This window comes from Calditrichia bacterium, from assembly GCA_020634975.1.
Taxonomy (GTDB): Bacteria; Calditrichota; Calditrichia; order RBG-13-44-9; family J075; genus JACKAQ01.
On sequence record JACKAQ010000001.1, the window covers coordinates 1,031,958 to 1,043,605 of the forward strand.

Annotated in this window: 10 protein-coding genes; 7 read left to right on the top strand and 3 right to left on the bottom strand. The window is 50.4% G+C overall.

Annotation, left to right across the window (positions count from 1 at the left end; translation table 11 throughout):
* Positions 1-8 precede the first annotated feature (8 nt).
* The 4 genes from H6629_03965 to H6629_03980 all read left to right on the top strand — a co-directional run bounded on the left by H6629_03965 (position 9) and on the right by H6629_03980 (position 2,298).
* Complete coding sequence (locus H6629_03965; protein ID MCB9066949.1) at positions 9-641, top strand: hypothetical protein; 633 nt, start codon at positions 9-11, stop codon at positions 639-641.
* A gap of 12 nt (positions 642-653) precedes the next feature.
* Positions 654-848: a hypothetical protein gene (locus H6629_03970; GenBank protein MCB9066950.1), complete on the top strand. Its 195-nt coding sequence runs from the start codon at positions 654-656 to the stop codon at positions 846-848.
* Positions 845-1,018 (top strand): hypothetical protein, encoded by a 174-nt coding sequence (locus H6629_03975; protein MCB9066951.1) that lies wholly within the window; start codon positions 845-847, stop codon positions 1,016-1,018. The genes H6629_03970 and H6629_03975 overlap by 4 nt, the downstream gene beginning before the upstream one ends.
* A 320-nt stretch (positions 1,019-1,338) precedes the next feature.
* Positions 1,339-2,298, top strand: a complete 960-nt coding sequence (locus H6629_03980) for a pyridoxal-phosphate dependent enzyme (GenBank protein ID MCB9066952.1) — start codon at positions 1,339-1,341, stop codon at positions 2,296-2,298.
* Here the strand turns inward: H6629_03980 and H6629_03985 are convergent.
* The 3 genes from H6629_03985 to H6629_03995 form a co-directional block, all read right to left on the bottom strand.
* Positions 2,293-3,090, bottom strand: a complete 798-nt coding sequence (locus H6629_03985; protein MCB9066953.1) for a phosphatase PAP2 family protein — start codon at positions 3,088-3,090, stop codon at positions 2,293-2,295. The genes H6629_03980 and H6629_03985 overlap by 6 nt on opposite strands.
* Before the next feature lie 34 nt (positions 3,091-3,124).
* Complete coding sequence (locus tag H6629_03990) at positions 3,125-3,484, bottom strand: four helix bundle protein (protein ID MCB9066954.1); 360 nt, start codon at positions 3,482-3,484, stop codon at positions 3,125-3,127.
* Positions 3,485-3,667: 183 nt separating this feature from the next.
* A complete protein-coding gene (locus H6629_03995; protein MCB9066955.1) occupies positions 3,668-6,628 on the bottom strand; it encodes a M28 family peptidase in 2,961 nt (986 codons plus the stop codon).
* Between the two features lie 570 nt (positions 6,629-7,198).
* Between H6629_03995 and H6629_04000 the strand changes: the two genes are divergently transcribed.
* From H6629_04000 to H6629_04010, 3 genes are all read left to right on the top strand, one after another.
* Positions 7,199-9,625 (top strand): DUF4397 domain-containing protein, encoded by a 2,427-nt coding sequence (locus H6629_04000; GenBank protein ID MCB9066956.1) that lies wholly within the window; start codon positions 7,199-7,201, stop codon positions 9,623-9,625.
* A 158-nt stretch (positions 9,626-9,783) separates the two neighbouring features.
* Positions 9,784-11,109, top strand: coding sequence for a T9SS type A sorting domain-containing protein (locus H6629_04005; protein ID MCB9066957.1), 1,326 nt, complete (start codon positions 9,784-9,786; stop codon positions 11,107-11,109).
* 85 nt (positions 11,110-11,194) lie between these two features.
* A complete protein-coding gene (locus H6629_04010; protein ID MCB9066958.1) occupies positions 11,195-11,593 on the top strand; it encodes a hypothetical protein in 399 nt (132 codons plus the stop codon).
* Positions 11,594-11,648 lie beyond the last annotated feature (55 nt).

Genomic DNA, 11,648 nt, shown 5'->3' on the forward strand with positions numbered 1-11,648 from the left:
AGGTTGATATGTGGCAAATTTTCAAAGCAGAGCTGCGTTACAACGCCCTTAGCCTGATGTTCACAACTGCGTTTATCTGTTTTTTCGCGATTCTTTTTGCCCGCGCCAAACTGCTGGAAAATCCCGGGATCATCTTTTTTGTGCCGCTGACCGTGACCGTAATTATGCATTTTATGATTTATCGCAGCATCGAAAAGCGCGATCGCAAAGATGTTTTGTTGCCGCTGTCGCTGAAGCGAATTGCCGTTGCGCGATTGCTGCTCATCGTTTTGCCAACGGTGTTTTTCTGCGGCATCTATTGGCTGATTTATCTTTTCGCAGCCATTTCCGGGAATGTCTGGCAGCATGATTCGCTGGATTTGCTGATGTTTATCGGGGTCATTTTTATGGGTTTCGCGTTATATCTCATCCAACACGATTCGTTTATTTCGGCGATGGGGCGCGGCAAAGCAGCGGAGTTCGACCTGCTGGCACTGGTGCTGATGCTGCTGGTTTTCCTGATGGGCATTCCGCTAACATTTGCCGCCATCTGGCAATCGCCAACCAGCGAGATGTTACGGGTAATGGCGTTTTTTCTGGGTGTAATTTTTCTATTTTTGTCGATAACAGCGTTCACAAAACGCAAAACTTATCTTGAATAAATCGAGGTTGTCATGAAATCAACAATTAACCGACTGGCATTGGCGCTGGCGTTTGCCGCTTTAGCCTTTTTTACCGTTTTTCTGAATCCGGATAGCATGCGCCTGATCGACAAATTTGCCTTATTCGGGTTTGGCATTTTGTCTGGTGTTAATCTTGGAATTTTATGGGTTGAAAAAAGAAACCCGTCGAAAGTAGGTGGAAAATGAAAAAAACATATCAACATTTATTGAAAATATCGGCGTTTTTGGTGCCGGTTTATTTTATCTATCATCCGCAGCTACAAACAGATGAGAATGACGCTTTGACAAAATCGCTGTTGAAATACACTTACGCCGGATTCTGTTTTTACGCAATTTTAATGACTTATTCTACTTAGGCAATAGTTTTCATCGCGAAAATTTTACGAAACAGTGAAACAGGCAAAAAAAAACGCCGGTTCCAGAACAGAACCGGCGTCGAGAGGTCAGCGTAATTGAGGTCGCCTGTGTTGGTGGAAACATACGAAACGGCGCGCTGCGGTCCGTTTGTCGGACGATGGCGAAACGACTGAATTTTCCCGCCAAAATGGTTTCAGGAAATCCCCAACATTGTTTTGCGGTTGTTATTCATTCGCAATGTTCTGTTTATGTATTGGGAATTTCGTTGCGAAATTGAACGGGCAACTGTAATTTCATTTCCAAAAAAAGGAACACAAATATGCCCGAAGCCTTCCCCACTGCACAGGAAATTCTCGATGCTGCGACACAAATTGCGCCGCACGCCCACCGCACACCCGTACTCACCTGCAAAACACTGGACGATCTGACCGGCGCCAGCCTGTTTTTCAAATGCGAAAATTTCCAGAAAGTGGGAGCGTTCAAATTTCGCGGCGCGTGTTTTACGGTAATGTCGCTGCCGGATGAAGTGGCGCAGCGCGGTGTGGCAACGCATTCATCGGGCAATCATGCGCAGGCGCTGGCGCTGGCGGCAAAAATGCGCGGCATCCCCGCATACATTGTAATGCCCAAAACCGCGCCAAAAGTGAAGGTTGCCGCTGTGCGCGGATACGGCGCAGAAATCACCTTTTGCGAGCCGAACCAGCAAGCCCGTGAATCGACGCTGGAAATGATTGTGGAGAAAACAGGTGCGGAATTTGTGCATCCTTACAACGATTACCGGGTGATCACCGGACAGGCAACCTGCGCGAAGGAGCTGCTCGACGAAGTGGAAAATCTGGATATCATTTTATCGCCCGTTGGCGGTGGCGGCTTGCTCAGCGGAACGGCGCTTTCTGCGGCGTATTTTTCACCGTCAACCAAAGTAATAGCCACCGAACCCGCCGGTGCGGATGATGCGTTCCGCTCATTCCGTGATGGGCAAATTTACCCATCCGTGAAGCCGAACACGATTGCGGACGGATTGCTCACATCGCTGGGTCACCGCACCTTCCCGGTGATTCGCCAATACGTTTCGTCAGTCGTTACCGTGGAAGATGAAACCATCATCCGGGCGATGCGCCTGATTTGGGAACGCATGAAAATTATCATCGAACCGTCGTGTGCGGTGCCGTTTGCAGCGGTTTTGGAAAAGAAAGTTGATGCGGCAGGAAAACGGATCGGCATCATTTTATCGGGTGGGAATGTGGATCTGGACAAATTGCCGTGGCTGGCATCATAACGGAATCTGAAAGCTCAACACAAAAGCCGAATCATCGTTGGTTTTGTTGAATTTACGCTCGTGAATTTCCGGGATGCCGTAGCCGATTAACGCACCGACCACACCACCGGCGATCACATCTGAAAAATAATGTTTTCCGGCAAAAACCCGTAACAGTGCAACCGCACCGGCAGAGCCCATCGAAATGCCCCAAACGGCAGCCCGCCAATCGGAATCCGGGAAAAAATCCTGATACGTTCGCGCAAAAAATGTGGCGGAAACAAACCCCATTGTTGCATGTCCGGAGTAAAATGATTTCCGGGCGTAAATTTTCAGCTTTTCTTCCATCGGCACATTTTCGTTGTAAACAAACGGTCGTTTGCGTTTTACCAGGCTTTTGATGACCAACGACGCGCCATTGGACAAAGCAAGCGTTTCCAGATACATCAGCATAAATCGTCCGGCGTTGTTTTGAACCCGTTCGGATGAGAGCAGCAGAAACGGCGCCAGCAGATTTGCGTTACGAATCCAGTCGCTGGCTTTTGCGGCTTTCGGCGACCATTGATGTGTCGCGAATCGATCCAGCGAATTGACTTCGGCGCGATTGAGTTTGGCAATTTCTGCCGGTTTCAGCGGCTCGATCTTGCTTTCCAGATAAAACCCGACACCCAGCGCAGATAGCCCGCCGATGGTAAGCGGGGCATCTTTACCCCAACTGCTGGTGTAAATAGTTTGGGCGTCAGCCCTGCCGAATTGGCAAACGGTGACGCCCAGAATCAGTATCAATTTATTGAGGATATGCAATTTATGCATTCAATTCCAATTTTTTGCTGTTAGCGATTAGCTGTTAGCGATTAGCTGTCAGTTTTCTGATAAAACTATTCAGCATACGCTTAATTTCATTAATTTCGTCATCTAATATTTTGTACTGCTCAACATTAATATATCCCAAGTCTTTCGACAATAGAATTTGGTATTCAACTTCGCTGGTTGAACCGGCGGCAATGATCATAAATCTCGCAAAATCCCGATCGGTATCCCTGCCACAGCCTTCGGCAATATTTGTCGAGATTGATGCTGCGGCTCTGCGAAGCTGTGAAACCAATCCAAATTTTTCGGCATCGGGAAAATGTTTCGAGATTTCATAAATTTTTAGTGTCAGCGCATGCGCTTTCTCCCAAACTTTTAAATTTTTGAAATCCCTCATGTTTCACCAAGGCTATTTGTCAAATGCTAACGATGCAAATTACAGACTGGATAGAAAGAACCAAATCCAGTGCATTTTATCGGGGGAGATTCCTGCATTCGCAAGAGTCTCCTGCCACATTATCCAATCGATGTATCAGCAAGAATAGGCCTTAACAGCTAAAAGCTAAAAGCCAACAGCAACCTATTGCCGTGATTCGGGAACAATGGTCATCGTCAGTTTTTCGCTGCCGCGCATGACGATGATTTCGGTAGCCTGACCCACTTTGATGGCATCCAGCGCGTAAGTGTAATCGTAAATATTGGTGATGTTCTGACCCGCCAGACCAACGATGATATCGCCACCGCGAACACCGGCTTTATCCGCCGGACCGCCCGCTTTTACGTCGGAAAGTTTAACGCCTTCGATATCCGCAACATAATCCGGCACCGTGCCGAGATACGCCCGCAGCGATGCGCGATCACCGCGTTCTTCCACTTTGCGCTCTACTTTTACATACGCCGGACGCGCTTCTTCTTTCACCATATCATATGCGATATTTTTGGCAAATCCGGTGATCCGTTTCAATCCGTCGTAATTCAGCGTTTCGGTGTCATCCACCGGACGGTGATATTCGGCGTGTGCGCCGGTGAAAAATCCGAGCACCGGAACGCCTTTGGGATAAATTGCGGTAACATCGGTTGGCTGATAGGGATCATCGCTGAGCGAGAGGTTGAAACCGGCCATCACGTTGCGGCGTTCCAACAGCTTTTTCCACACATCCGAAGAGCCGATGCCCTGCAGATACAGCGTGTTTTCGCGCAGGCGACCGACCATATCAAAATTGAGGTAACCGACAATATTTTCCATCGGCACTGTCGGGTTTTCGGCAAAATAAGACGATCCGACGATGCCCAGTTCCTCGCCGCTCCACAGCGCGAAAATAATCCCGCGTTTGAAATTTTCAGGATTTTCCGCCCGCTGTTTGGCGAGCGCTGCCGCAACTTCCAGAACGAGCGCCGTTCCGGATGCGTTGTCGTCTGCGCCGTTGTGGATTTGTCCGCGTTCTTCATTTTTGGCCAGCGAGTTGTTGTCACCGTAACCGAGGTGATCGTAATGGGCGCCAACCAACACGTATTCCGCAGCTTTGGCATCGCCAGCAGGCGGCAGCATCGCAAATACGTTGTTATCGTTGGAAATCTGGCGCTCCACACCGGTTTTCATCGATACGGCTGCGCCGCTCATCGCAAACGAGCCTTCGAAATGGAAATTCTCGCGATCGAGTTCGGTTTGCACGGTTTTCAAATCTTTTCCGGCAGCGGCAAACAGCGCGTTGGCTACGTCCAGATTGATCGATGCAACCGGCAATCCGGAGTTCCCCAAACTCTGGTCGAAGCTGAGCGGCACCAGTTCACCGGCATTCGGCGAGTTCGGTCCGGTAACGACCAGCAAACCTTTGGCGCCGTTTTCCCGCGCCAACAGCGCTTTGTAGCGCAATCCGGCGTAGCGATTCAGTTCCTGGCGGCGTTCCATGCTCACGTCTTCCGGGGTGTAACGGAGCACCAGCACAATTTTATCTTTCACATCCAATCCGGCGTAGGAATCGTAGCCTTTGCCGGGTTCGCCGGGAATGCGCAGACCGTAACCTGCAAAAACCACATCGCCTTCTGCGGCATCGTTGGCAGTAAATCCGAGCGGACGAAAATCGCTGTCCAGCGCAAAATCTGTGGATTTGGCACCTGCGGTTACTTTCAGGCTGTTTTCGGCGGGCAGCGCTTTAACGCCGGAAGTGAACGGAAATTCCTGAAAAAACGTGCCGTTTTCACCGGCAGGTTTCAATCCCAATCCTTTAAAATAGGCGGCGGAAAATTCCGCAGCTTTTTTGCTGCCGGAGGAGCCGGTCATGCGCCCTTCCAGTTGATCGGCGGCGAGGTAGCCCACCAATCCCTTTAAATCCGCTTCGGAAATTTCCGGGGAAAAGCTGGTCGGCGAAACCGCGAAATCTACCGGTGTGTCTTTCGCCATGCCCGATTCATCCACGCGTTTCACATGATCGAGCGCAAATTTTTTCATTTCGCCGCTGAAGTTTCCGGCGGTTTTTTCCATGCGTTCCGGCGCGGCTTTCAATGCAGCCAGCGCAGCTTCGTGATTCCATTTGCCCATGAACAACTGCGATTTGCCATCCGCCGTGCGGGCAGCAGTCCACACCAGATTTTGTCCGTCCGGTGTGAATACCGGCAATCCGTCGAATCCGTCGGTGAAGCTCACCCGAACCGGTTGCTTTTTACCGGCGGCATCTACGATGTATAATTCGAAATTCGCGAATCCCAATTTGTTGGTGGTAAAAATAACGTATTCGCCGGTTGGGTGGAAATACGGTGCCCAACTCATCGACTCGAAACTGGTGAGTTTCTGCAGGTCGGAGCCGTCAATTTTCATGGTGTACACATCGGCAATCATGCCTTCGTCATCAAACCGACGCCAGATAATCCGCTGGCCATCAGGGCTAAAAAACGGCCCGCCGTCGTATCCGGGCGTGTTGGTGAGACGTTTCTGGTTGGAGCCGTCTGCGTCCATAATGTAAATTTCGCCGAAATATGCCGGATCAATTTCCATCCGTTTCTGGTCTTCGGCGCTCATTTTTTTGTTTTCGAATGCGCTGCGCATCGACGAAAACACGATTTTTTTGCCGTCCGGGGAATACGACGCTTCCGCATCGTAACCGCGGGCTTTGGTGAGCTGGCGAATGTTGCCGCCTTTCATATCGGACACAAAAATGTCCATGTGCTCATCGTAATCCCAACTGTAACGGCGCTGTTTGCCGCTTTCGCGCATTTCGATTTCCGCTTTCTGTTTGGCAACGGCATCCGGGTCCATGTGGGTGGAGCCAAACAGCACTTCGTTTTTGCCGGGGCGAATAAACGCGCAGGTGGTTTTTCCGGTGCCGGGCGAAACCCGCCAGGTTTCCCCGCTTTCGAAATCGAGCATGTAAATCTGGAAAAACGGATTTTCCGGTTCACGCTCGCTTTGGAAAACCATGTATTGGCCGTCTGGCGAAAAATAGCCTTCGCCGGAACGTTTGCCATCAATAATCAATTGGCGAACATTGGTGAGAAATTGCGCTTCGCCGGCATCAGGCGCGTCCGGTGCATCTTGCGCCAGCATTGGCAATGTTAACATTGTGAAAAGGATTGCTGTTAAAAATAATTTAATGTTGCGATACATGGTCGCAGTGCCTCCATTTGGTCTCTGTCTGTTTTTTTACTGATAATCACCAAAGATAAGCGATGGTGCGAATAAAGAAAAGTTAAACTGCGAAATTATGTGCAAATATCTGCATGTGTTGATCGCAAAACTGGCTCGGCTTTCGCGAATGCAAATGTTCCGCAATCCTCCAACCCTGCAAATACTGCAATCTGCCATGCAAATTTTGCGTGACTTTAGAAATTTGATTTCTTCAAAGGATCGTTGAATCAGCTTTTTCCGCGATGAGCGAGATTTATTTGCAAATTGTTTTTAGCCCTCCGGGTAACTTTTTATAAGTAGCTATCTATCAACAACTTACTGTCAATAAAATACAGCAAAAACGGTGTTTTTTTATGTTCCATCGGGCAGTCAGGTTTTGGTTTGGCATGTGGCTTGTATTTGAGCGTTTTGAGCGATTTGGGCTGATGGAAGGAAAACACACCCAAAGTCGCTTCATGTTAAATCTTAACTTTACCGATGGAGGTTGTGATGATGAAATTTTTTCGCAGTTTTATGTTTGCGATGATATCGCTGATGTTGATCGGCGGTGGCGCTGCGGCGCAAACCGCAAGATTGCAAGTGATACACAATGCAGCGGATCCCGCCGCCGCAGTTGTGGATGTTTATTTGAATGGCGGTATTTTGCTGGATGACTTCGCGTTTCGCGCAGCAACAGGATTTATCGATGCTCCGGCAAATACGCCGTTGAACATCGGCGTTGCGCCGGGGAACAGCGGTTCGGCTGCCGATACGCTCAAAAATTTTGTGGTTACGCTGGCGGAAAATGAGACGTATATCGCCGTTGCCAACGGCGTGCTCGATCCCAACAGCTTTGCGGCAAATCCCGATGGACGCAGCACCGCGTTTACGCTGTTCGTAAATCCTGCTGCCCGTGAGACATCGTCGGGTTCGGATGTTGAGTTTACCGTGCTGCATGGCGCATCCGACGCACCAACAGTTGATGTTAACGCACGCAATGTTACGACATTGGTGAACGATGCCGCATACGGCGATTTCACCGAATACATTCCCGTGCCCGCCGGAGCGTATTTGCTGGACGTGACCGATGCCACCGGAACCGTTCGCGTGGCAACATTTGACGCCGATTTATCCGGTTTGGGCGGCGGCGCTGCGGCTGTTTTTGCTTCAGGATTTCTGAACCCTGCCCAAAATCAGAATGGGGAAAGCTTCGGTATTTTTGCCGCATTGGCCAATGGATTAGTTGTCGAATTGCCGTTGGTGACCACCGCACGGTTGCAGGTGATTCACAACGCCGCAGATCCGGCAGCCGCATCCGTTGATGTGTATTTGAACGACGGATTGTTGCTCGACAATTTCGCATTCCGCGCAGCCACGCCGTTTATCGATGCACCGGCCGGCGAAGTGATCAACGTTGGCGTTGCCGCCGGAAACAGTGGTTCCGTTGCGGATACGCTCAAAAATTTCGCGCTGACGCTCACGCCCGGCGAAAGCTACATCGCATTTGCCAACGGCGTGCTCGATCCCAACAGCTTTGCGGCAAATCCGGACGGACGCAGCACTGCATTCACATTGTTCATCGATGCGATGGCGCAGGAAGCGGCAATCAACGCATCGAATGTGGAATTTATTGTGCTGCACGGCGCATCCGACGCGCCCACCGTTGACGTAACCGCCCGCGATGTGGCAACACTGGTGGATGACGCCGCATACGGCGATATTGCACGTGGTCAGGATTATATTTCCGTTCCCGCAGCCAGTTACATTCTGGACGTAACTGACGCTACCGGAACGGTTTACGTTGCCTCGTTCGGTGCAGATTTATCCGGTTTGGCAGGCGGCGCGGCAGCGGTTTTTGCATCCGGATTTTTGAATCCGGCACAGAATCAAAATGGCGAAGGCTTCGGTATTTTCGCGGCGCTGCCCGATGGCAACGTTGTTGAATTCCCGCTGCTGGACACAGCACGGTTGCAGGTGATTCACAACGCAGCAGATCCGGCAGCCGCAGCCGTGGATGTATATCTGAACGGCGGATTGCTGCTCGATGATTTTGCATTCCGCACCGCCACGCCGTTTATCGATGCGCCTGCGTTGACCGAATTGAACATCGGCGTTGCTGCCGGAAACAGCGGCTCGGTTGCCGATACGCTCAAAAATTTCCCGGCAGTTTTGTTGGGTGGCGCAACGTATGTGGCAATCGCCAACGGCGTGCTCGATCCGAACAGTTTTGCCGCAAATCCGGACGGACGCAGCACCGCATTCACGCTGTTTATCAACGATCGCGGTCGTGAAGTATCCGACGCATCCGGCGAAACACAATTGTTTGTGGTGCACGGCGCAACCGATGCTCCGACGGTAGATGTGTATGCGCGGGACGTTGCGCAACTTGTTAATAATGCTGCATATAGCGACTTCACCCCGTATCTGTCTGTTCCGGCAATCAACTACACGCTGGACATTACCGATGCCGGAAACACGACCAAAATCTTCAAATACACCGCGCCGTTGAGCGCATTTCCGGACAGCGCACTCACTGTTTTGGCATCCGGATTTGTCGATCCGTCGGCAAACCAGAACGGCGAAGCATTCGCACTGATTGCCGTTACCGCATCCGGAAATGCCATTCCGCTGCCGGTGGTCACGGGCATCGAAACCGTGGAGCCGGGCGTTGCAAAATCGTATTCGCTGGAGCAAAACTACCCGAATCCGTTCAACCCGTCCACCACGATTGCATTCGCTTTGCCGGAATCACAAAAAATATCGCTGAAGATATTTGACATCACTGGCAAAGAAATTGCAACACTGATCAGCGGCGACCGCCCCGCAGGCAGTTACCAGATCACTTTCGATGCGTCGAATTTGGCATCCGGCATCTATTTTTATCAGTTGAACGCCGGCAGTTTTTCCGCCACCAAACGCATGATGTTGATTAAATAAATGTTCCAAATAGCGGTTGGAACCTGAACAGCTGGCGAGCCTGCGGAAATGCGGGTTCGCCGGTTTTTTGAAAAAAGTAGCGAAAAAATTTTAGATTGCGGAGTTCCGGGGAAAATCTTATTATCTCAAATAAAGTGTTTCACGAACGGACGATGATCATGCGAAAGCAATTGTTGAAAACAGCAGCGATGATGTTGGCGTTGACCGGATTGGCATTCGGGCAGCTTTTTCCATGGGATGCACCGGAAATTACAGCAACCGGCGAAAATGAACAGCGTTTTTCCGCCGAAGCAGCGGTAACGGATTCCTTTTGGCTGCCAACCTCGCTCGATAACGTTGCTGTCAACGACATCGTTTTTAATGCACAGGGGCATATTTTTGTTGCTACACATGGCGACGGTATTTTTCGCTCCACCAATAACGGCCAAAGCTGGACGAATCTGGGCAGCGGATTATCGACCGGCGGTATTTTGAGTTTGGCAGTGGACGACACCGGTTGGGTGTATGCCGGCACCTTCGGCGATGGGATTTTTCGCTCCACCGATAACGGCGATACATGGGAAATCGCCTCAACAGGTATTTTATCCCCGTTTGTTTTTACCCTCCAAAAAGGCATCAACGGCGAGCTGTTTGCCGGAACATTGCTGGACGGCGTATTTCGCAGCAGCAACCGTGGCGGAAGCTGGGAATTGCTCGATTTGGGATTACCATCTCCCGCAACGGTTTACGATTTGCAAATAGCCGCCAGCGGCGAAATTTTTGCAGCGGTGAGCAATGTCGGCATTTTCCGCTCCGGCAACGACGGACTGGAATGGAACACCACCGGTCTCGGGCTGGAAGGTGTAGACATCCGCACGTTGCTGGCCAAACCGAATGGCGAATTATTTGCCGGCGCATGGGCGCAGGGCGTATTTATTCTGCCGCCCAACAACGGCATTTGGAGCCAAACCACGTTGTCCAACATTCATATTATGGATTTGGTCACCGCGCCAAACGGCGATTTATTCGCGGCAACTCACGGTTCCGGCGTTGCTGTTTCCGGCGATAACGGCATCACATGGGAACTGCCGGTTGGCGGATTATTTAGCGCTGGCGTGTGGTCGTTAGCCATCAGCCCCGATGGATATTTATATGCCGGAACCAGTGGTAATGGCATATTTCGCACCTTTATTCCCCTGCCGCCAACGGCAATTGACACTCCTGAAAACGAGCCGTTACCGAATCAGTTTACATTGCAGCAAAATTACCCGAATCCGTTTAACCCGACGACAATGATCCCATTTCAGCTATCGCAATCGGCAAATGTAACGCTGCGCATTGTCGATTTGACCGGCAGAACCGTGGCAGAATTGCTGAACGGACGCAAGCCCGCCGGTTCGCACGAAATTGAATTTTTCGCTGGAAATATCGGCAGCGGCATCTATTTTTATGTCCTAACGGTGGATGGCGTTCGGGAATCCCGCCGGATGATTTTGTTGAAATAACACGTTTTAACAGGTTGTTTTTATGGAAGATATTGCAGGGTTAACAAAGCTGAATTTTCTCATCCACGTTGGCGTAACGCTCTGCATGGTCGGTATTATCTGGTTTGTGCAACTGGTTCACTACCCGTTGTTCAAAATGGTAGATCCGGCAGATTTTGCCGCATACGAAATTGCCCACTCCAAACGCATTTCCCCAATTGTCGCTACGTTAATGATCGCCGAGCTGTTCACCGCAGTACTACTGCTCTATTTCCATCCGCCGGAAATTCCGGTTCCGGCAATTTGGCTAGGGCTGGCGCTGGTGATCCTCATTTGGCTTTCCACATTTTTTCTGCAGGTTCCCCAACACAACATCCTCAGCAGCGGTTTTGACGAACGCGCCCACCAATTTTTAACAAATTCCAACTGGATTCGCACAGCAGCGTGGAGCATCCGCGGCGGTTTAATTATTTGGATGCTCGATACAATTTTGCATCGCAGTTGACAGTTGTGTTACAATAATTCAACTGCAAATACAGCATCTCTGTAACATAGCATAA

Coding starts and splice junctions, on each gene's coding strand:
- H6629_03965 (MCB9066949.1), top strand. CDS start 9: ATGTGGCAAATTTTCAAAGCAGAGCTGCGTTACAACGCCCTTAGCCTG.
- H6629_03995 (MCB9066955.1), bottom strand. CDS start 6,628: ATGCTGGCGCAAGATGCACCGGACGCGCCTGATGCCGGCGAAGCGCAA.
- H6629_04000 (MCB9066956.1), top strand. CDS start 7,199: ATGATGAAATTTTTTCGCAGTTTTATGTTTGCGATGATATCGCTGATG.
- H6629_03980 (MCB9066952.1), top strand. CDS start 1,339: ATGCCCGAAGCCTTCCCCACTGCACAGGAAATTCTCGATGCTGCGACA.
- H6629_03990 (MCB9066954.1), bottom strand. CDS start 3,484: ATGAGGGATTTCAAAAATTTAAAAGTTTGGGAGAAAGCGCATGCGCTG.
- H6629_04005 (MCB9066957.1), top strand. CDS start 9,784: ATGCGAAAGCAATTGTTGAAAACAGCAGCGATGATGTTGGCGTTGACC.
- H6629_04010 (MCB9066958.1), top strand. CDS start 11,195: ATGGTCGGTATTATCTGGTTTGTGCAACTGGTTCACTACCCGTTGTTC.
- H6629_03975 (MCB9066951.1), top strand. CDS start 845: ATGAAAAAAACATATCAACATTTATTGAAAATATCGGCGTTTTTGGTG.
- H6629_03970 (MCB9066950.1), top strand. CDS start 654: ATGAAATCAACAATTAACCGACTGGCATTGGCGCTGGCGTTTGCCGCT.
- H6629_03985 (MCB9066953.1), bottom strand. CDS start 3,090: ATGCATAAATTGCATATCCTCAATAAATTGATACTGATTCTGGGCGTC.